At 60.1% G+C, this 20,222-nt stretch carries 15 protein-coding genes; 9 read left to right on the top strand and 6 right to left on the bottom strand.

Annotation, left to right across the window (positions count from 1 at the left end; all coding sequences use genetic code 11):
• Positions 1-165: 165 nt before the first annotated feature.
• The 3 genes from FFB58_RS22290 to FFB58_RS22280 are packed head-to-tail and all read right to left on the bottom strand — an operon-like array spanning position 166 to position 8,736.
• Positions 166-1,500 (bottom strand): HlyD family type I secretion periplasmic adaptor subunit, encoded by a 1,335-nt coding sequence (locus FFB58_RS22290; RefSeq protein WP_138371030.1) that lies wholly within the window; start codon positions 1,498-1,500, stop codon positions 166-168.
• On the bottom strand, positions 1,497-3,257 hold the full coding sequence (locus FFB58_RS22285) for a type I secretion system permease/ATPase (protein ID WP_052246187.1): 1,761 nt from the start codon (positions 3,255-3,257) through the stop codon (positions 1,497-1,499). The genes FFB58_RS22290 and FFB58_RS22285 overlap by 4 nt, the downstream gene beginning before the upstream one ends.
• Before the next feature lie 52 nt (positions 3,258-3,309).
• Positions 3,310-8,736, bottom strand: a complete 5,427-nt coding sequence (locus FFB58_RS22280) for a peroxidase family protein (RefSeq protein ID WP_138371029.1) — start codon at positions 8,734-8,736, stop codon at positions 3,310-3,312.
• Positions 8,737-9,226: 490 nt separating this feature from the next.
• Between FFB58_RS22280 and FFB58_RS22920 the strand changes: the two genes are divergently transcribed.
• The 7 genes from FFB58_RS22920 to nanQ all read left to right on the top strand — a co-directional run bounded on the left by FFB58_RS22920 (position 9,227) and on the right by nanQ (position 15,134).
• Positions 9,227-9,391, top strand: a complete 165-nt coding sequence (locus FFB58_RS22920) for a hypothetical protein (RefSeq protein WP_171029985.1) — start codon at positions 9,227-9,229, stop codon at positions 9,389-9,391.
• A gap of 301 nt (positions 9,392-9,692) precedes the next feature.
• On the top strand, positions 9,693-10,478 hold the full coding sequence (nanR, locus tag FFB58_RS22275; RefSeq protein ID WP_138371028.1) for a transcriptional regulator NanR: 786 nt from the start codon (positions 9,693-9,695) through the stop codon (positions 10,476-10,478).
• Positions 10,479-10,602: 124 nt separating this feature from the next.
• Positions 10,603-11,496 carry an N-acetylneuraminate lyase gene (gene nanA, locus FFB58_RS22270; protein ID WP_138371027.1) on the top strand — a complete coding sequence of 298 codons (894 nt, stop codon included), beginning with the start codon at positions 10,603-10,605 and terminating at the stop codon, positions 11,494-11,496.
• Positions 11,497-11,584: 88 nt separating this feature from the next.
• Positions 11,585-13,075, top strand: a complete 1,491-nt coding sequence (locus tag FFB58_RS22265) for an MFS transporter (protein WP_039030056.1) — start codon at positions 11,585-11,587, stop codon at positions 13,073-13,075.
• An 18-nt stretch (positions 13,076-13,093) separates the two neighbouring features.
• Complete coding sequence (locus FFB58_RS22260; protein WP_138371026.1) at positions 13,094-13,783, top strand: N-acetylmannosamine-6-phosphate 2-epimerase; 690 nt, start codon at positions 13,094-13,096, stop codon at positions 13,781-13,783.
• Complete coding sequence (locus tag FFB58_RS22255; protein ID WP_138371025.1) at positions 13,780-14,655, top strand: N-acetylmannosamine kinase; 876 nt, start codon at positions 13,780-13,782, stop codon at positions 14,653-14,655. Before FFB58_RS22260 ends, FFB58_RS22255 begins: the two co-directional genes overlap by 4 nt.
• Positions 14,652-15,134, top strand: a complete 483-nt coding sequence (gene nanQ / locus FFB58_RS22250) for an N-acetylneuraminate anomerase (RefSeq protein WP_138371024.1) — start codon at positions 14,652-14,654, stop codon at positions 15,132-15,134. Before FFB58_RS22255 ends, nanQ begins: the two co-directional genes overlap by 4 nt.
• On the opposite strand, the gene FFB58_RS22245 is transcribed toward nanQ, so the two are convergent.
• A complete protein-coding gene (locus tag FFB58_RS22245) occupies positions 15,088-16,002 on the bottom strand; it encodes a LysR family transcriptional regulator (RefSeq protein ID WP_138371023.1) in 915 nt (304 codons plus the stop codon). The genes nanQ and FFB58_RS22245 overlap by 47 nt on opposite strands.
• Before the next feature lie 108 nt (positions 16,003-16,110).
• On the opposite strand from FFB58_RS22245, the gene FFB58_RS22240 reads away from it, so the two are divergent.
• The gene (locus FFB58_RS22240; RefSeq protein ID WP_138371022.1) at positions 16,111-17,112 is read left to right on the top strand and encodes a zinc-binding alcohol dehydrogenase family protein; all 1,002 of its coding nucleotides are present in this window, start codon (positions 16,111-16,113) and stop codon (positions 17,110-17,112) included.
• A 20-nt stretch (positions 17,113-17,132) separates the two neighbouring features.
• Here the strand turns inward: FFB58_RS22240 and FFB58_RS22235 are convergent, their stop codons facing one another.
• Positions 17,133-18,101: a PDR/VanB family oxidoreductase gene (locus tag FFB58_RS22235; protein WP_138371021.1), complete on the bottom strand. Its 969-nt coding sequence runs from the start codon at positions 18,099-18,101 to the stop codon at positions 17,133-17,135.
• Between the two features lie 12 nt (positions 18,102-18,113).
• Positions 18,114-19,151 carry a molybdenum cofactor-independent xanthine hydroxylase subunit HpxD gene (hpxD, locus tag FFB58_RS22230; RefSeq protein WP_138371020.1) on the bottom strand — a complete coding sequence of 346 codons (1,038 nt, stop codon included), beginning with the start codon at positions 19,149-19,151 and terminating at the stop codon, positions 18,114-18,116.
• Positions 19,152-19,275: 124 nt separating this feature from the next.
• On the opposite strand from hpxD, the gene hpxR reads away from it, so the two are divergent.
• Positions 19,276-20,187: a LysR family hpxDE operon transcriptional regulator HpxR gene (hpxR, locus tag FFB58_RS22225; protein ID WP_138371019.1), complete on the top strand. Its 912-nt coding sequence runs from the start codon at positions 19,276-19,278 to the stop codon at positions 20,185-20,187.
• Positions 20,188-20,222 lie beyond the last annotated feature (35 nt).

The raw sequence follows: 20,222 nt of genomic DNA, 5'->3' as shown, positions 1-20,222 counted from the left end.
CGTTAAGCATAAGAAAATTACTGGGGATTCCTCAGCCCCATGGAAGATGACCGGGGTGAGGGGATTAGGCCACATTGCATCGCCGGGTGGCGGCTACGCCTTACCCGGCCTACGAAACCAGACCTGTAGGCCGGGCAAGCGAAGCGCCCCCGGCATTTCACCGCGTCAAATCTCCTTAAACGCCAGCTCCAGCCTTGCCATCAGCGGTTTAAACAGGTAGCTCAGGAAAGTGCGCTCTCCGGTTTTTATCGTCACGCTGGCGGGCATCCCGGCTTTGATCTTGTGATCGCGCAGCAGGCGCACCCCTTCCGGGGAGACCTGCACTTCGGCCAGATAGTAGGGCTGCTGGGTCACTTTATCGGTCAGACGGTCGGCCGAAACCGTCAGTACCCGGGCCGGCACCGTCGGCAGCAGGGCGTGGTTCAGGGCCGGGAACATCACGTCGACGGTCAGCCCCGGGGCCATTTTATCAATCGCCTGCACCGGGATTTTGGCGTCGATCTGCAGCGGCTGGCCGGCGGCGACGATATCCATCAGATGTTCGCCCGGCTGGATCACCCCGCCCACGGTGCTGACTTTAACGTCGAGCACCACCCCGTCAATCGGGGAGCGGATCACCGTGTTATCCAGCTCATGACGGGTGGACTGCAGCTCGTCCTCCAGCATCGCCACCTCTTTTTGTTTCAGGGTTAATTCAGACTCCACCTCCCGCAGGTACTGGTGCTGCACCTGGTAGGCTTTGATCCGCAGTTCGTTCTGCTGGGATTTCAGTTTGGCGATGTTGAGAATATCCTCCGACACGGTACTGGAGATCTCCGCCGCCTCGCGCTCCAGCACCATCAGCTGCGCTTTCGGGTAGTAGTTTTTCTCGCTGAGCGCCCGGATGGCCCCCAGCTCTTTGTTGATAAGATTGAACTGATGCTCGCGGTAGCCTTTAATTTTATTGAGGTTCTCCGTCTGCCCGACCAGACCGTCAAGGGACTCGTCGATCATCGACAGCTCGTCCTGAATGTTCTTGCGCCGCGTCTCGAAAAGTTTGGCCTGCAGCTGCTGGCTCTCGGCCAGGCGTTTATTCCCGGCAAAGTTTTTCAGCAGCCCGTCGCTGAAGGTAATGGTGTCGTCGCCGTTGCGCTCCGCCAGCAGACGGTCCTCGCTGGTTTTCGCCGAAATATACTGGGCGCTTAACGCGCTGTAGCGCATGTCCAGTTGCAGGGTGTCGAGGCGCATCAGAACCTGGTTCTTTTTCACCACTTCGCCCTCTTTCATATAGATGTCGGTCACCCGACCGCCGCTGAGATGCTGAATGGTTTTGCGGTTGCTGGAGACCGTCACCGTGCCGTCGGCCACCACCCCGGCATCGAGCGGGGCTTTTACCGCCCAGAGCAGAAAGCCGCCGACCGCAATGATTATTACCGCAAGACCGCGAATCAACGGCGGCCAGATATTGATATCGACAATCTCGGCGTCTGGCATTGCTGAGCTCTTGTTATCGTTTTTCATGATAATGCCTCACGGGGTGGTTGTTGGGTCTCTGGCTGGCCTTCCGCGGCGGGGGCGACAGGAACCGATTTGAGCATGTTGGCCTGGCGCAGGTTGGCAAACACCTGTTCGCGCGGGCCGAATGCCTGGACGGCACCTTCATTAATCAGCAGCACTTTATTCACCACCCCGAGCAGGGTCGGGCGATGGGAGATCAGCACCACCGTTTGCCCGCGCTCGCGCAGGACGGTAATCGCTTTGATTAAGGCCATCTCCCCGGCGTCATCGAGGTTGGCGTTGGGCTCATCAAGAACGATAAAGGCCGGGTTGTTGTACACCGCCCGCGCCAGACCGATGCGCTGGCGCTGCCCGCCGGAGAGCTGATGGCCGCTGGCGCCAAGCGGGGTGTCGTAGCCCTGCGGCAGACGTAAAATCATCTCGTGGACCCCGGCAAGCTGGGCGGCGGCGACAATCAGTTCGCTGTCGGCGGGCCCAAAGCGGGCGATGTTCTGGGCGATGCTGCCGTCAAACAGCTCCACGTCCTGCGGCAGATAGCCCATCGATGGGCCAAGCAGGTTTTTATCCCACTGGCAGATGTCGGCCCCGTCGAGCCGCACTTTGCCGCTTAGCGGGTGCCACACGCCTACCAGCAGTTTCGCCAGCGAGCTTTTGCCGGAGGCGGACGGCCCGATGATCCCCAGCACTTCGCCCTGTTCCAGCTGGAACGAGACGTTGCGCAGGGTGGCGATTTTCTGCCCCGGAGGGGCGGCAAAGATCCCTTCGACGCTGATGATGCCTTTCGGCGTCGGCAGGGTGAGGTTCGCTTTGGGGGCCGGGTACTCCTCCAGCAGCTTCGTCAGCTGTTTCCACGCGCTGCGAAACTGCACAAACTGCTTCCAGCTGCCGATGATCTGCTCCACCGGGCTCAGCACGCGACCGAGGATAATCGAGGCGGCAATCATCAGCCCGGGGGTGATCTCGCCTGCGATGACCAGCAGGGCACCCGCGCCCAGCGAGATGGACTGCAGCAGCACGCGGACAAACCGGCTCAGGCTGCTGTAAACCGCAGATTTATCGGCGATGCGCGTCTGGAGCACCATCACTTTGCTGTGTCCCTCCAGCCAGTGGTTTTTCAGGGTGGCGAGCATCCCCATGGCTTCGATGGTGTCGGAGTTCTGCAGCTGCTTATTGAGGATGATCGAATTGCTGACGCTTAACATATGCGCCTGCTGAATCGGCGTTTTGGTGGAGAGTTCCGTTAAGACAGTCAGGCAGAGCAAAATAAGGATCCCGCCCAGCGATAAATAGCCCAGCAGCGGATGCACCAGGAACGCCACCAGTAAATAGAACGGCGTCCAGGGAATATCGAGCAGGGCAAATAAGCTGTTGCCGGAGAGGATCTGGCGAATCTGGGCCAGCTCGTTCAGCGCCTGCGCCGGGTTATTATCCCCCGTCGCAATTTTGCGCTTAAAGGCGGCATTAAAGACCAGCTGGTTTAATTTGACGTCCAGCCGGTTGCCGAGCCGGGTCATTACGCTGGAACGGGCGAACTCAATCATCCCGATAACCACGTATAACCCGACGATTAGCAGGGTTAACATCAGCAGGGTGGTGGTGTTCTGGCTGGCCAGAACCCGGTCGTACACCTGGAGCATATAAATTGCCGGCGCCAGCATAAGCATATTTATGACGCTGCCAAAAAACAGCAGGGTAATAAATGCAGGCCTGGTTCCCCTCAGGGCATTTTTCAGTTCTGTTGACTTATACTGGCGCGGCATAGGGCACTCCTTATTACATCAATGAGGTCTTGTTATGGGTTTACGCTGTGCGTTAACTGAACTGGAAGTCCGTTGCCGTTATCGCACTCACCGTGGTGTTCATTAAGGTGATCCGCTCCCCGCTGGCGAAGTTCAGGACCGTCGACGTACCGCTGGCCGTTACCGAGATGCTGTTCAGGTAATTGCCCGCCGTCAGGCCTCTTCCCGCCAGGTTAATGAAGTCCTGGCCCCCTGCGGCGTTGCTGTCGAAGTCGGTGATCACGTCCTGCCCGAAGCTGGCGCCGAAGGCAAAGACGTCGTTGCCGCCGTTACCGGTCAGGGTGTCGTTCCCGCCTCCACCGTTGATCCGGTCTACGCCGGTGCCGCCGGTGATGGTGTTCGCCTGGGCGTTACCGGTGGCGTTGAAGCCGCCGATGCCGGTAAAGGAGAGCACTTCCACGTTTTCCGCCAGGGTGTAGGTCGTCAGGGTGGTTCTCACGGCATCGTTGCCGCCGTTTGCCCCCTCAACGACCGTATCGCCCGCGTTGTCCACGGTGTAGGTGTCGTTCCCCAGACCGCCGGTCATGGCGTCGGCACCCTGGCCGCCATCAATGCCGTCGTTACCGTTGCCGCCAATCAGGATGTCGTTCCCGGCAAGGCCGAACAGCGTGTCGTCGCCATCCATCCCGTTCAGGGTGTCGTTCCCTCTGCCGCCCGTCATGGTGTTAGCCAGTGCGTTACCGGTGCCGTTGAAGTTGCCTGTCCCGGTGTAGGTCAGGTTTTCCAGGTTATTGCCCATCACGTAGCTGGCGGCGGTCACGTTGACGCTGTCGGTCCCTTCGTTGACGCCCTCGATAATCACGTCACCCGCATCATCCACGTAGTAGGTGTCGTTCCCGACGCCGCCCGTCATCTGGTCGGCACCCGCGCCGCCGTCCAGGGCGTCGTTGCCGGTGCCGCCGATCAGCACGTCGTCGCCCGCCAGCCCGAACAGGGTGTCGTTGCCCGCGCCGCCGTCGATGTAGTCGCTGCCCGCGGTACCAAACAGGGTGTTCGCGCCGTTGGTGCCGACCAGCATGTTGCCGACCGCCTGGGTTGGGGCGGAGGTGAGGGTGACGGACGGGTTGCCTTCATCGTCGGTGACGGTGACGATCACCCGCAGCCGCTGCTCCACCATCGCCTGGGTTGGGGTGTAGGTGGCGGCCGTTGCCCCGGCAATGTTGACGAAGCCCAGACCGAGACTCGCCTGCCACTGGTAGCGGAAGTTGTTGCCGTTGGTCAGGCCGTCGCCATCGGTAATGCCCGACACGTCAGCCGTCAGGGCCAGGGTGCGGGTTGGGGTCAGGTCGCTGATCACCGGCACGCCCTGGGTCGGTTGATCGCGAGGGCCTACTGCGCTTGTCACCGCCGATACCAGGGATTCCGCATCGCCCATCCGGTCGGTGAAGCTGGCGGTGACCCGCAGCTGCCGTCCGGCCAGACCGTTGCCCACCCGGAACTCGGTGCCGGTGGCCTGGTCGCGCCACTCTCCGTTAATCAGCGCCTGCCAGGTGTAGGTGATGGGGAGGTTGTCCGCCAGACCGTTGGCATCCAGCAGGTCCACGGTGTTGACCCGCAGCAGATCGCCCACGCCCGGCGCCTGGCTGCTGATGTTGACGTTACCGGTGGCATTTTCCGCGGCCACTTTCAGCTTCACGCCATCGCCAAACTCCAGCTGCTCGATATTGAGCAGGCGGTCGGTGCCGTCACCCAGCGGCAGGTTTGCAGAGACGGTGGCATGGTTGACCGTCAGGCTGCCGTCGACGTTGCGGGTAAAGTTGTAGTTACCGTTTACGTCGCGGTAGAGCGCCACGTCGGTTTCGCCCTTGTTACCGTCATAGAGGATCTCGCGCACGATGTGCAGCTGGCCCGGATTAAGGGTGCCATTCAGCATCTCGGCTTTGAGCTCGTTCATGCTGTCGACGCTCTTAATCACTTTGGTCGGATCCAGTTTGTCTCTGACTTCGATCCGCACGTTCAGCCAGGCGTCGCCATCAATGATGTCATCACCCGCTTTACCCATGATGCGGTCGCTGCCGCCGCCGCCAAGCAGGATGTCCGCCCCGTTGTCCGGGTTCAGCACCACGCCATCCACGGCCCCGTTGATGAGAGTGCTGCCGACCACCTTATCCAGCCCGTTGATGCGGGCGACACCTTCCAGGGTGAGGTTGTTGGAGAGCGGGGTACCCTGCACCGGCGCGGTACCCACAGGCTGGTCGGTGCCGGTGAGCACGTCGTCAAACTTCCAGCCGGAGAGGCCTTCCACCAGGTCGAAGCGATCGCGCAGGATAAACTCCTGCTGGTTAACGAAGATCGGGATGCCAAGGTCAGAGTTGGCCCCCACCACGTCGCCCTTGTGGATCGCCCAGTCGAAGCCCGCCATGCCGTTGTTACGCTGGATGCCAGCGCCCTGCACCATGATGTCGTCGCCCGCTTCGCCGTCGTAGTCGGTGTCGTTGCCCTGACCGTTCAGCACGTCGTGGCCGACGATGGTGCTGTTAAAGAACAGCTCGGAGTTTTCGCCCGTCAGGGAGTCAAAGCCGTCGCCGCCTTCAATCCAGTCATCGCCTTCGTTGCCCAGCAGCGCGTCGCCGCCGGAGCCGCCGAGGATGAAGTCATTATCCAGCCCGCCGAACACCTCCTGCGCGTCTTCGCCGACGACAATAAAGTCCTGACCGCTGCCGCCGAAGCTCAGGTCGTTACCGTTGCCCGAGAAGATGACGTCGTTCCCGGCATCGCCGTGCAGGAAGTCAGCGCCGCCCACCGGTGTCCCGGTGTCGGTGATGATGTCGTCCCCGTCGCCGCCGTGAACGGTATCGGCTTCGTCGCCGCCGTCGAGACGGTCATTACCGCCGTCACCCCACAGGCTGTCGATGCCCAGGCCGCCGATTAAGGTGTCATTCCCGGCGGAGCCGCCGAGCACCACGTGGCCGGGACCGGAGTATTTGAGGTAGGCCCCGTCCGCTTTGCCGTCGCCGTCAACATCCGCCCCGGCCGCTTTACGTATCACCAGCGGGGTGAGCAGGTCCTTGAGCGCGTTACCCCATTTTGGATCGGCCCCCAGTTGCACTCCGGTGTTCACCTCCAGGACATGGTCCGGGGTCATGAACAGTCTGGCGTGAACGTGGGACGAGCCTTCGTCGCCGAGGTCGCTGTTACGCATCACCAGCGCGGCAAACGAGTTAGCCTCCAGCTGGTTAAGCATGTTCAGCCCCTGAGTACGGCTCAGGTAGTAGAAGCGGTCGCCGTCCTGCAGCATCTCCATCTGCGTCTCAAAGACGAAGTTGAAGGTGGAGCCGAGCATGCCGCCGAACTCCATTTTCCGTTCCGCCAGGCCGCCAATCCAGAAGTCGACCATGTTCAGGCCGGACTCTTTGGTCGCCCACGCCCCGGTGCTGTTGAAGAAATCAAAGGCATCGGCGCGGGTGGCGTCATCGGCCGGGCCAAACAGCAGGAACTCAACCGCAGCCCGTTTTTCGGCGATGGTCGTGGCATTGAGGATCAGCTGATGCTGGCCGTAGGCGGCCATAAAGTTGAGGATCGAGGCGGTATTTTTCAGGTTCGCGGCGAAATCTGCCCAGCTCTCATAGGGTTTCAGCTCGCTGTTGCCGGTGAGGGTGAAGAACTGTTCCCGGGCCTGGTTGAGGGTCGGCATGAAGGTGTCGCGGCCGCGGGCGATGTTAAGTGCCCCCAGATCCAGCGGCAGGCCGACCAGGTTGTTACGCAGCGCCCCGGTCAGGAACTCGTCGATCTCGTTCCCCACCTGACGGGTCATGCCGCGCACGATGGCCCCGATGGCCGCCTGATTATCCAGCGATCCGTTGTTATCGAAGGCCAGCGGATTGAGGAAGGCCTGGATCAGCCCGAGGTCGTCGCTCTGCATGTCAAAGGTGGTGCGATCCACGGTCTCGGTGAGCATCGAGTGGCCGAAGCGGTACACCACGTGGGCGAACTCCGCGAAGATCGCCGGGTTGATGTCGGCGGTGTTCGAGAAGACGAACGGGTCGACCGCCGGCTGGACGGTACGGGCGAACTCTTCGAAGACCAGGTGCTGGTATTCCATCTCGGTGGTGAAGCGACCGGCCTGGAACAGGTATTCGCCGTTCCACACCAGGGTGCTGGTATCCGCCGGGATCTCGGTGATCTGATGGTTCGGCATCAGCCACTGGTTGATCACGCTGATATCGCCTGACCCGAGAATAGTGGCTTTGTACTGCTCCACCAGGCGGTTATGTTCGTCGTGGAACACCGAGTGGACGGCGGTCAGGCCGATGTTCTCGTTGCCGCGACCGTCGCCGGTGATGAAGTGGCGATCGAGCAGCTCGTTATCGTAGGTGCCCGCTTCCGGTGCGCCGCCGATCACATCATTGGTATCGGCCAGCAGATTGCCGTTGGCGTCCAGTTTTGGCACCGCGGTATGGGCAATATCATCGAGGAAGGCGTGGCCGGTACGCAGCGTGTCCGGCGGCAGGCGTCCGCCGTCGGCCTCCACCAGCCCGTGAGCGGTAACGATCTGCACCTTGCCGCTGGCGCTGAGCATCAGGTTGCCGTAGCGGTCGGTAGCCAGCAGCGGCACGTTGAAGATATCCGCATCGGTCAGCTGAATGCCGAGGAACTGCAGGGCATGCGCTTTGACTTCACCCCAGGTAGCCATCCCGTGTACGCCATCCAGCAGATGACCGGTTGGCTCCGGTTTGCCATCGATGAAGGTGTATTCGCGCAGGAAGATCTGGTGCGACGGATGGGAGGTGTAGGTCTGGTTCTGGTCGATCCACGGGGTGGTGGTGTTCACGGTGTTGTGGGTGGCGTCCACCTTCGCCCGGGTGAGGAGCATGAAGTTGGTCGGGGAGCCGGGGACATACAGCGGATCGTCAGGCATCAGCGGGATAAACACGATCCCGTTGCCCTCTTTGGGGATCAGATCCAGACCGTGGTCGAAGAACTGGCCGAAGAAGGTCATCCAGCCGTTAAAGGCCGGAGAGAGGCCAACGTCCGGGGAGAGGTTAGGGATCGACAGGCTGCCGTTCTCGCTGGTGCCGCCGCCGGGGGCGTCTTTCAGCCCTTCCGCCGCCTCGACCGCCGCCGGGTTACTGGCGGTCTGGTCGGAGATAATATTACTGATGGTACGCGGGTCGGCGTCCGTCACCATGCTGTTCGGGCCGGAGGCGGTCAGGTATTTAGCCAGCTCGGGGTCGTTTTTTATCGCCTCCAGATCCAGCGGTACCAGCCTTGGCATATTCTGGTCGGCTGAGCCGTACATCTCCTGGCCGGGGATCAGGTTGTTCCACGAGCCGTCGACGGTACGTATGCCGTAGGGGAGAAGCGGGTCGCCCACCGCATCACGCAGCGCGTCGCCGTCGATCGTCCCGTCGGCTTTGGTGGCCGATTCGGAGATCTTGATCTGCTTCAGAATAAATTCGAGGTCATGCAGCGTGACAGTAAAATCATATTGTTCGGCCATAAATAATTACCTCAAGCTTGGATCGCTATCATCATTCGTTTTCGCTGTTTAAAAATTGTGCGAAAAGAATGCGCCGGGTCGTACGGGATTGATTTTTATGTTTGCGATGGCATTAATGTGCTCCGTGTTAAGTCGTTAATGACAATACGCTTTCGCCCAATATTTCTGGGTGGTCGGGAAAGAATTTTGGGTAAGTTTATTTATCCCTCCCGCGGAGAGATAAATAAAATCACTAACGGACTCGGCGCTTCGAATATGCAGAGATATTCAAAGGGTTAGGGTCACAGAGATGACAATGTTTTAGCGTGGCTTAACGGATGTGTAAAAGTGTTATCACATGTTACAGTCCCGCTATGGAGATAACTATGGAATGTCTTTATCTTCCGACAATAATACTTTTTTATGAGCGCCTGAAAGTTTGTTTATTATTTTTCTACCCCGTTGTTGCCGTTGTTAAATTTATTTAAGAGGCAGCACAGGGGCATTTACATTGCTTCGCCTGCTTATTAAAAAAGCTGTCATGCCCGGCGCGACAACGGGCGTGCGGGTGCGCACCGTTGAAACCGGTTGCGCGGAGTTGTACATCTTTATTCTTGCTGTCTATATTTCAGAAATTCTTTTTTTATTCGGCTTTAAAAAAACTGGGGTTATTTAGCGTGCAAATTTATTTTAAATTTTTCGGTTCGGAAACAATATTACTCTGCGAAGTAATATTTGAACGCCTGGTCAAGTTTAATAATCTTTAAATGGTGAGGGCGATATTTAAAAAGAGTAATATCTGCAATTGAGAATTATTCCGATATTATACCATTGGCAATATTCCTGGGCCCAGCGCTATATAAGTCGATGTCTGCACTACAGTTATCCCCGCCGCCTGCGTAACCCATAACACCTGGCACAAACGCCTGTGGTATGATAAAGAACTCCTTAACTCAACTTCTTACGATGTAACGTCTATGACTCTTTCCAGCGAAAAACAGACAGAAATCTCCTCTGAGACCATTGGGCGCACCTTGCGTCGCCGCCCGCTGGCGCGCAAAAAATTGTCCGAGATGGTGGAAGAAGAGCTGGAGCAGATGATCCGCCGCCGCGAGTTCGCTGAAGGGGAGCAGCTGCCTTCCGAACGCGAGCTGATGGCCTTTTTTAACGTCGGGCGGCCTTCGGTGCGCGAGGCGCTGGCGGCGTTAAAGCGTAAAGGGCTGGTGCAGATCCAGAACGGCGAGCGCGCCCGTATTTCGCGTCCGTCTGCGGATACCATCATCAGCGAGCTTTCCGGTATGGCGAAAGATTTTCTCGCCCATCCGGGCGGGATTGCCCACTTTGAGCAGCTGCGCCTGTTCTTTGAATCCAGCCTGGTGCGCCACGCCGCCCAGCATGCCAGCGATGAGCAGATTGCCCTGCTGGAAAAAGCGCTGGAGCTGAACAGCCAGTCGCTGGATGACAATGCCCTGTTTATCCGCTCCGACGTGGAGTTTCACCGCGTGCTGGCGGAGATCCCCAACAATCCTATTTTTATGTCGATCCACGTGGCGCTGATCGACTGGCTGATCGCCGCCCGTCCTGCCGTACCTGAGCAGGCGCTGCACGAGCACAATAACACCAGCTATCAACAACATATCGCCATCTTTAACGCCATCCGCAGCCGCGATCCCGATGCCGCTGAACAGGCGTTACAGGCCCACCTCACCAGCGTTTTCGCCACCTGGCACGCCTTCGAGCAGGGCAAAAAGCGCCGCAAATAACCTCGATCGTTTAGTGAAGTAGATCGCGTTCCGCGCATTTCGATCGCGCTGTTTTTAATGTGTCTGGTATAACAGGTATAAAGGTCTACCGTTAAAACGTCATCACAACACATTCGAGGTATCTATGTCCGTCACGCTTAAAGGGGTTATGCCCGCACTGCTTACCCCCTTCGATCGCCAGCAGAAGCTGGATACGCAAAGCCTGCGCCAGCTGGTGCGGTTCAACATCGCTCAGGGGATTGACGGCCTGTATGTCGGGGGCTCCACCGGTGAAGCCTTTGTGCAAAACAGCGCCGAACGTCAGGAAGTGCTGGAGATCGTCGCCGAAGAGGCAAAAGGCAAAGTGACCCTGATTGCCCATGTCGGCACCGTCAGCACCCATGAGAGCCAGCAGCTGGCCCAGGCCGCCAGCCGTTTTGGCTATGACGCCGTCTCTGCCGTCACGCCGTTCTACTATCCGTTCAGCTTTGAAGAGCATTGCGATCACTACCGGGGAATTATTGATTCGGCGGATGGATTGCCGATGGTGGTGTACAACATTCCGGCCCTGAGCGGGGTCAAGCTCTCGCTCGATCAGATCAACACCCTGGTGACCCTGCCGGGCGTCGGCGCGCTGAAACAGACTTCCGGCGATCTTTTCCAGATGGAGCAGATCCGCCGGGCGCATCCGGATCTGGTGCTGTACAACGGTTACGATGAGATCTTCGCCTCCGGCCTGTTGGCGGGCGCGGACGGCGGCATCGGCAGCACCTATAACATCATGGGCTGGCGCTATCAGGGGATCGTTAAAGCGCTGAAGGAGGGGGATATCGCCACCGCCAGCGCGCTGCAGACGAAATGTAACGAGGTCATCGACCTGCTGATCAAAGTGGGCGTGTTCCGTGGCCTGAAAACGGTGCTGCACTATATGGACGTGATTGATGTTCCGCTGTGCCGCAAGCCGTTTGCCCCTGTGGATGAGAAGTACCTGCCTGAGCTGCGGGCGTTAGCGCAGCTGCTCCAGCAAGAACAACAATAAGACAACGCCGGATGCCGGGCATACCCGGCATCACTGAAGCTGTATCCTACAAAAACAGCGTATGGGTTTACCCATTGCGGAGACTGACATGAATACAATGACACAAAATGTCCCGTGGTATCGTTGCCTTAACCGTCAGCAGTGGCGCGCGTTTTCTGCCGCCTGGGTCGGTTATGTTCTTGATGGTTTTGATTTTGTCCTCATCGCCCTTGTTTTAACCGATATAAAAACCGAATTCGGCCTGACCACCCTGCACGCCGCAAGTCTGATCTCCGCCGCCTTTATCTCCCGCTGGTTCGGCGGCCTGGTACTGGGCGCGATGGGGGATCGCTACGGTCGTCGTCTGGCGATGGTCAGCAGCATTGTTCTCTTTTCCGTCGGGACGCTGGCCTGCGGTCTGGCCCAGGGCTACACCACCATGTTTATCGCCCGGCTGGTGATCGGCATGGGGATGGCGGGGGAGTATGGCTCCAGCGCCACCTATGTCATTGAAAGCTGGCCTAAACACCTGCGTAATAAAGCCAGTGGTTTCCTGATCTCGGGCTTCTCCGTCGGCGCGGTGGTGGCGGCGCAGGTTTACAGCCTGGTGGTGCCGGAGTGGGGCTGGCGGGCGCTGTTCTTCATCGGCATTCTGCCAATCGTCTTTGCCCTCTGGCTGCGAAAAAATATCCCGGAAGCGGAAGACTGGAAAGAGAAGCAGCAGGGCAATACGCCGGTCAAAACCATGGTGGATATTCTCTATCGCGGCGAACACCGGTTTATCAACATCGCCATGACCCTGGTGGCCGCCGTTTCGCTGTGGTTCTGCTTCGCAGGCCAGCTGGAGAGCGCCGCGATTGTGGCCATTCTCGGCCTGCTGTGCGCGGGGATCTTTATCAGCTTTATGGTGCAAAGCAGCGGCAAGCGCTGGCCGACCGGCGTCACCCTGATGGTGGTGGTGCTGTTTGCCTTCTTATACTCCTGGCCGATTCAGGCCCTGCTACCGACGTATCTGAAAACCGACCTGGCTTACGACCCCGCAACCGTTGCCCAGGTGCTGTTCTTCAGCGGTTTTGGCGCGGCGGCAGGCTGCTGCGCCGGGGGCTTCCTTGGCGACTGGCTGGGCACGCGCAAGGCCTATGTCTGTAGCCTGCTGGCCTCCCAGCTGCTGATCGTTCCGGTCTTCACCATTGGCGGCAGCAGCGTCTGGGTGCTGGGCCTGCTGCTCTTCTTCCAGCAGATGCTTGGCCAGGGTATCTCCGGGATCCTGCCTAAACTGATCGGTGGCTACTTTGATACCGAACAGCGCGCGGCGGGGCTCGGGTTTACCTATAACGTCGGCGCGCTCGGCGGCGCGCTGGCCCCGGTTCTGGGGGCGTTTATCGCCCAGCGTCTGGATCTGGGTACCGCGCTCTGCTCGCTGTCGTTTGGCCTGACGTTCGTCGTCATCCTGCTGATTGGCTTTGATATGCCGTCCCGGGTTCAGCGCTGGCTGCACCCTGAAGCCCTGCGTACCCACGATGCCATCGACGGTAAACCGTTCAGCGGCGCCATTATCGCTGGCGACAAAGCCAGCCAGCTTGCCAGACACAAAGGCTGAATTTTAAACGGAGGAGTTATGTCGTTTCTTGATGAACTGGATGCAAACGTTAAGGCCCGGGGCGGGCTGATCGTCTCGTGTCAGCCGGTACCCAACAGCCCGCTGGATAAGCCGGAGATCGTTGCGGCGATGGCGCTGGCGGCAGAGCAGGCGGGTGCCGTGGCGCTGCGCATCGAAGGGATTGAAAACCTGCGGGCGGTACGCGCCGTGGTGAGCGTGCCGGTTATCGGCATCGTGAAGCGCGATCTGCCCGACACCCCGGTGCGCATTACGCCGTGGCTGGAGGATGTGGATGCGCTGGCCGAGGCGGGGGCCAGCATCATTGCCTTTGACGGTACGCAGCGCCCGCGTCCTGTACCGGTCGAGGCCCTGCTGGCGCGCATCCGGCACCATCAGCTGATCGCGATGGCCGACTGCGCCTCAGAGCAGGACGGGCTGTATTGCCGCCGGTTGGGGGTTGAGCTGATTGGGACTACGCTTTCGGGCTACACCTCAGACGTCACCCCCGTCGAGCCGGATCTGGCGCTGGTTTCAACCCTGAGCCAGGCCGGTTGCCGGGTGGTGGCCGAAGGGCGCTACAACTCACCGGCGCTGGCGGCGCAGGCCATTGCGCACGGGGCATGGGCCGTGACGGTCGGCTCTGCCATCACCCGGCTGGAGCATATCTGCCAGTGGTATCGCGATGCCCTGCAGGGAGCGACAAAATGATCGCCCTGGCGATGGATATCGGCGGGACCAAACTCGCCGCGGCGCTGGTGGACAGCGAGCAGAAGATTATTGAGCGCCGGGAGATCCCCACTCCCGCCAGCAAAACGCCGGATGCGCTGGAAGCGGCGCTGAGTGAACTGGTGACGCCGCTTTACTCGCGGGCACAGCACTTCGCTGTCGCCTCGACCGGGATTATTCAGGAGGGCGTGCTCACCTCGATTAACCCGGCAAACCTCGGCGGGCTGTCGCATTTCCCGCTGGTGAAATATCTGTCGGCTCTGACCGGGCTTCCCGGCGTAGCCCTGAACGATGCCCAGGCCGCGGCGCTGGCGGAGTATCAACACATGCCGCACGCCGTCCGCGATATGGTGTTTATCACCGTGTCGACCGGCGTGGGGGGCGGGGTTGTCCATAACGGCAAACTGGTGACCGGCTCCGGCGGGCTGACCGGGCACTGCGGCCACACCCTGGCCGACCCGAACGGGCCGCGCTGCGGCTGCGGGCGGATCGGCTGCGTGGAAGCCATCGCCTCGGGCCGGGGCATCGCCGCGGCGGCAGAAGGGGAGCTTTGCGGGCTGGATGCGAAAGCCATTTTTGCCCATGCCGCAGAGGGTCATGCCCAGGCGGTGGCGCTGATTGCGCGCTCTGCCCGTACGCTGGCGCGGTTAATTGCCGATCTGAAAGCCCTGACCGACTGCCAGCGGGTGGTGATAGGCGGCAGTATTGGCCTCGCCGACGGCTATCTGTCGCAGGTGCAGCACTACCTGGCGCAGGAGCCAGGCGTTTATCAGATCGAACTCAGCTCAGCCCGCCATCGCGGCGACGCGGGGCTGCTGGGCGCGGCATTGTGGGCAAAAGGAGCGTGGCAATGATTTTGGGGGATATCAACCGCATGCAGGCTGCCGGTCTGTCGGCGGTGTTTTGTCAGGCGATCGACCAGGCGCTGAGCGCGGGGCTGGCGCAGCTGGCGCCGGGCAGCTATCCGCTGCAGGGGGAAGAGATGTGGGTGAATGTGATGCAGTTTGCGACCCAGCGTGCAGAGGAAAAACGCGCGGAACTGCACCGCGCCTACATCGATATCCAGATCCTGCTGGAGGGGGAAGAGCACATCTATTTCGGCCTGGCGGAGAGCGCCCGGGACTGCGATGAGTGGCACGAGGAGGAGGACTATCAGCTCTGCGACCGCATTGAAAATCAGCAGTCCGTGACGTTGAAGCCGGGGATGTTTGCCATTTTTATGCCGGGCGAACCCCATAAGCCGGGCTGTTTTACCACCCGCCCCGGGACGGTTAAAAAAGCGGTGATCAAATTACATCATCGTGCGCTGACTGACCTTCACAGCACGCTTTAACCGCTTCATACAATAATCTGACGCCCGCAGACAGCTGTTTGCGGTGCGGACAGATCATATTCAGCGGCACGCTTTCCCCCTCATACTCCTTCATCAAGATCTGCAGCCGGCCGGCGCGGAGATCTTCTGCGACGTCCAGCCTGGATTTATAGGCCACGCCCGCCCCGGCGACCGCCAGGCGGCGGATGACCTCGGCATCATCGCTCATCATGGTGCCGCTGACGCTCACGCTGTGGGTTTCGCCGTCGCGGAAAAAGGTCCAGCGATCGTGAAGGCGACCGCGCAGGACAAAGGTAAGGGCGTTGACCCGGCTTAACTCATCGGGGTGCGAGGGCTCACTGTGGCGGGCGACCCACTCGGGAGAGGCCACCAGCACGCGGCGGTTATCCGGCGCGACCGGGAGCGAAATGTACGATGCATCTTCCGGCGTGCCGTAGCGAAAGGCGATATCAACCGGATCTTTAAACACGTCGGCGACCTGGTCGGAGAAAAAGATGCGCAGCCGCAATGCCGGATAGCGCTTGTCGAACGCCTGAAACACCGGGAGCAGAAGATGGCGGCCCAGATCCGACGGGACGGCAATCTGCAGCGTGCCGGAGATCTCCTCTTCGGGCGCGCGAATTTTTTGCATTCCGGCGTACATCGCATCCAGCATCTGGCGGGCGTAGGGAAGCCAGGCTTCGCCCTCCGGCGTCAGGCGCAGGCTGCGGGTGGAGCGCGCAAAGAGCCGGATGCCGAGAGACGACTCCAGCCGTTTGATAGCGGAGCTGACCTGCGCCGGCTGCACGCCCGCTTCACGCGCCGCATCGCTGAAGCTGCTCAGGGCCGAGACCCGCACGAACAGTAACAAATCTTCAAGCCGAAACATTTTCATCTCCCGAGTATAAGTCTTGTCTCCGCGAGGCTATTTTTCCCGTCACAGCTTCGCTTTACCATCAAATTATTGCGACTCACACGATAAAACGCCGGAGAGATTATGAAAGCCATTGCCATTACCCGTTCCGCCCCTGACAACATCGCCTACCTGCAGGATATCGAAGTGCCGCAGCCGGTGGCGACAGGTCACGATCTGCTGATTGAAGTAAAAGCCATCTCCGTTAACCCGGTGGATACCAAGGTCCGCGCCGGGTTTAGCGGCGATACCCCACGAGTGCTCGGCTGGGATGCGGTAGGGGTTGTTGCCGCGGTGGGCGAAGCGGTGACGCTTTTCACCCCGGGGGATGAAGTCTGGTACGCCGGGGCGCTGGGACGGCCGGGCAGCAACAGCGAGTTCCAGCTGGTGGACGAGCGTATTGTGGCTCTCAAGCCCAAAACCCTGGATAACGCTGCTGCCGCGGCGATGCCGTTAACCGCCATCACCGCGTGGGAAATGCTCTTCGATCGCCTGGGCGTTCAGGAGCAGGGTAACGAAGGCGATACCCTGCTGATCGTCGGTGCTGCAGGCGGGGTGGGTTCGATCCTGGTGCAGCTGGCGCGTAAGCTGACGAAAATGACCGTCGTGGGTACGGCGTCACGTCCCGAAAGCCAGAAATGGGTGCAGGAGGCGGGGGCGCATCATGTTATCGATCACAGCAAACCGCTGTCGGAAGCCCTCGCCGCCGCAGGGATCAAAGAGGTGACCCACGTCGCCAGCCTGAACCACACCGCAGCGCACTACGCGGAGATCATTAAGGCCCTGGCACCGCAGGGGAAACTGGCGCTGATTGACGATCCCGAGACGCTTGACGCCCGCCCGCTGAAGGCAAAAAGCATCTCCCTGCACTGGGAATTTATGTTCACCCGCTCCATGTTTGAGACCGCCGATATGATTGCGCAGCACCAGCTGCTGACCCGGGTTGCCGGGCTGATTGACGATAAAATTATCACCACGACGCTGGGTGAACACTACGGGGCGATTTCGGCGGAAAATCTGCAGAAAGCCCATGCTCAGTTAGAGACAGGGCGTGCGGTCGGGAAGATTGTGCTGGAAGGGTTCTGACGCAGACGCCGCCGGAACACTTACATATCCAGACGCAGATCCGCTGACCGGCTGCGCGAGCAGCAAAGGGCAATCTGCTGTGTGCTGGCCGATTTTTCAGCCGCCGACTGAACGGTGTCGCGGTGGTCAATAATCCCCTCCAGCACCGGGGTCAGGCAGGCCCCGCAAATCCCCATCTCGCAGGAGAGGGGAACGTCGATGCCGTTCTCCTGAAGGACCTGGGCGATGGTTTGATGCGGGGGCACTGGCCACCGTTCACCGGATGACGCGAGGGTCACCCAGAAGGTCTCTCCCGCCTGCGCGTCGGCAGGCGTTGCGAGGGGCTGGAAGGCTTCGCTGTGGATCAGCGTCTCCGGCCAGCCCTGTTCCAGCGCGGCGTGACGTGCATGCGCCATAAAGCCAGCGGGTCCACAGAGGTAAATCGGGGTCCCGGATGTTGATTCTGCCAGCGCGGCGGACAGGTGATGGCGGGCGCTGCTCCCCTCACTCGAACAGTGAATCACTACACTCCCGATGTTGAACGCCTGCTGCAGCTCCCTGACAAAGGCCCCGTGATGACGGGTTTTCAGATAATAGTGCAGGGTAAAGGGCACCCCCTGCGCCTCCAGCTGTAATGCCATGGCATACAGCGGCGTTATGCCAATCCCGGCCGCCAGCAGCATCACCCGTTCTGCCGACAGTAAAGGGAACAGATTTCGCGGGCGGGAGATAGCCAGCCTCTGGCCGGGGCGCAACTGCTGGTGAATATAGCGGGACCCGCCGCGGGAGCCGCTCTCCAGCGCCACGCAAATCAGATACCCCTCCTGCTCGCGCTGCGCTCCGGTGAGGGAATACTGGCGGATAAGCCCGCAGGGCAGATGCACATCGATATGCGCGCCGGGCTGCCAGACGGGGAGCGGCAAACCGTTTTCGGCCACCAGCCTGACGGCGAGGCTGTGGCTCCCCTGGCGCCAGAGGCCGTCCACAACAACATCGAGTAGTTCGCTCATGATGGTGCTCCTTCAGACAAGGAAAAAGTCGCCGAAACCCATTTTCTTAAGACCACGGCGGTAGGCGATGGAGCTGCGGTCGGCGGGAATGTGGGCCTCAAGGGTTAAATCCAGCGGCAATCTTTCCGGACGCTGCGTCTCCACCATCAGGCGATCCTCCTCAAAGATGCGCAGATTGAAGGCGTGCACCTCTTCCACCGGCACGTGCAGATCGAAATTACGCGCGATGGGCGCAAACATGCGGGTGATCCGCGAGGAGACCGGCGAGGCGGCGTTCATGATCACCAGCCGATCATCGCCGGGGAAATGGATGGTCAGGGTGGCGGTGAAGGGCAGATGCATTTCAAAATGGCGTAACCACTGGAACCCCTCCGGCGCCCGAAAACCGGCGCTCGGGGGATAGTTGCTCACCGAACTCCAGTAATCGGCACTGAAGCCTGACGGTGTCTCCTGGGTGCTGTAGGTCGGCACGACCTGATTATCCGGATCGGCAAAGGTGTCGGTATGGATCCATGCGAAGTGGGCCACATCAAGAAACCCCTCGACCTGACGACCCGCAAAACCCTTGACCTCAAACCCCGGGCAGTTGATTTGCTGAAAGCCCTCATCGTGCCAGTGCGGCATGACCGGCAGCGGCACAGGATCCTGCGGATCGAAGTCCAGGCAGGTCCAGATCAGGCCGTAGCGCTCCTCCACCGCAAATGCGGTGAGATGAAGCTTAGCCGGAACAGGCTGGTCAGGGCTGGAGGGGATGCGGTTGCAGCGGCCCTCTTCGCCGAAGCGCAGCCCGTGATAGGGGCAGACGATCCCCTCTTCATCGTGAAAACCGAGCGTCAGCGGTACGCCGCGATGGGGACAGACATCGCGGGCCACCACCACCTGGCCTTTAATGCGGTAGATCACCAGCTGCTCATCCAGCAGGGTGGCTTTTACCGGCGCGGGGCCGACATCGCAGGCGCGGGCGACGGGGTGCCAGCATTTCGCCAGACGCAGCCAGTCGTCAGGCTCAAAGGTGCAATGGGCGGGGGGCGTGGGTTGCGTTCTGTTCATGGCGTCTTTTCCTGCTCACACAAATAATTGTTTAATTGTTGTGAGTTTATTGTTGCCATATTAGGGTGTTGACATCCATCGCCATTAATTCAGCTATGCGTTGCAAAAAAGAGAACAGGCCAGAATGAGTCCATTTTCGCGTTTTGCTGTCTATTTTACCGAAGTGGCCCGCAGCGGTAGCCTGCGCCGGGCGGCGGAAAAACTGCATATTTCCGCCTCGGCGATTAACCGGCAAATTTTGCAGGCCGAGGAGGCGTTCGGTACGCCGCTGTTTGAGCGTCTGCCCGAAGGGCTGCGTATGACCACGGCTGGCGAGCTGCTGTATGAAAATCTGCTGCGCTGGCAAAAGGAGTTTCAGCTTACGCGGCAGAAATTTGACGAGCTGCAGGGGCTGAAGCGCGGCACCGTCAGCGTCGGCATGGTGCAGGCCCTGGCGGAAGGATGTTTTGCCGCCGCGCTGGCGGAGATTATTGGCAGCTGGCACTGGCTGGAGCTGAACCTGCAGGTGGCGGACAGCCATACCGTCAGCCAGCGGGTGCGGCAGGCGGATCTCGATTTTGGCCTGATCCTCGATCCCGAAGGCCAGGCCGGACTGAGCGTGCTGGCATTTGCCGAGCTGGAGATGGGGGTGGTGATGCGCCCGGATCATCCCCGGGCTCAGGCTGCGATGCTCTCCCTGGGAGAGTTAAGTGACGAGCGGCATATCATTGCCGGGGCACCGCTCATCGTGCATGAGCGGGTGTCGATGCTCTATCGCCATTATGATTTTTCCCCGGCAAATAGCGTGCGCTGCAACGACATCCGGCTGATTAAATCGCTGCTGTTGAAAGGCAGCGGCGTTACCGTCCTTAGCCGACTGGATGTTCTGGATGAGGTGAAGGAGGGGCGTCTGGCATTTATACCGCTGCGTAATAAGCTGCTGCGGCCGCTGACGCTGGCCCTGTGCACGGCCCCCTCGCGCCAGCTTTCCCGCCCGGCGCAGATGGCTATCCAGAAGCTGACCGGGGTTATGGAGATGATGCAGGCTGCGCCCTAACCGGTGTTGTCCACAAAAGCCCGAACAGCCGCCGC

Source organism: Enterobacter sp. MF024, assembly GCF_005843915.1.
In the GTDB taxonomy this organism is placed as follows: domain Bacteria; phylum Pseudomonadota; class Gammaproteobacteria; order Enterobacterales; family Enterobacteriaceae; genus Enterobacter; species Enterobacter barmai.
This window is presented reverse-complemented; position numbering and strand designations above follow the sequence as displayed.

What these genes read in the sequence shown, in the direction of transcription:
- FFB58_RS22290 (WP_138371030.1), bottom strand. Translation starts at nt 1,500, where the DNA reads ATGAAAAACGATAACAAGAGCTCAGCAATGCCAGACGCCGAGATTGTC.
- FFB58_RS22285 (WP_052246187.1), bottom strand. Translation starts at nt 3,257, where the DNA reads ATGCCGCGCCAGTATAAGTCAACAGAACTGAAAAATGCCCTGAGGGGA.
- FFB58_RS22280 (WP_138371029.1), bottom strand. Translation starts at nt 8,736, where the DNA reads ATGGCCGAACAATATGATTTTACTGTCACGCTGCATGACCTCGAATTT.
- nanR (WP_138371028.1), top strand. Translation starts at nt 9,693, where the DNA reads ATGACTCTTTCCAGCGAAAAACAGACAGAAATCTCCTCTGAGACCATT.
- nanA (WP_138371027.1), top strand. Translation starts at nt 10,603, where the DNA reads ATGTCCGTCACGCTTAAAGGGGTTATGCCCGCACTGCTTACCCCCTTC.
- FFB58_RS22265 (WP_039030056.1), top strand. Translation starts at nt 11,585, where the DNA reads ATGAATACAATGACACAAAATGTCCCGTGGTATCGTTGCCTTAACCGT.
- FFB58_RS22260 (WP_138371026.1), top strand. Translation starts at nt 13,094, where the DNA reads ATGTCGTTTCTTGATGAACTGGATGCAAACGTTAAGGCCCGGGGCGGG.
- FFB58_RS22255 (WP_138371025.1), top strand. Translation starts at nt 13,780, where the DNA reads ATGATCGCCCTGGCGATGGATATCGGCGGGACCAAACTCGCCGCGGCG.
- nanQ (WP_138371024.1), top strand. Translation starts at nt 14,652, where the DNA reads ATGATTTTGGGGGATATCAACCGCATGCAGGCTGCCGGTCTGTCGGCG.
- FFB58_RS22245 (WP_138371023.1), bottom strand. Translation starts at nt 16,002, where the DNA reads ATGTTTCGGCTTGAAGATTTGTTACTGTTCGTGCGGGTCTCGGCCCTG.
- FFB58_RS22240 (WP_138371022.1), top strand. Translation starts at nt 16,111, where the DNA reads ATGAAAGCCATTGCCATTACCCGTTCCGCCCCTGACAACATCGCCTAC.
- FFB58_RS22235 (WP_138371021.1), bottom strand. Translation starts at nt 18,101, where the DNA reads ATGAGCGAACTACTCGATGTTGTTGTGGACGGCCTCTGGCGCCAGGGG.
- hpxD (WP_138371020.1), bottom strand. Translation starts at nt 19,151, where the DNA reads ATGAACAGAACGCAACCCACGCCCCCCGCCCATTGCACCTTTGAGCCT.
- hpxR (WP_138371019.1), top strand. Translation starts at nt 19,276, where the DNA reads ATGAGTCCATTTTCGCGTTTTGCTGTCTATTTTACCGAAGTGGCCCGC.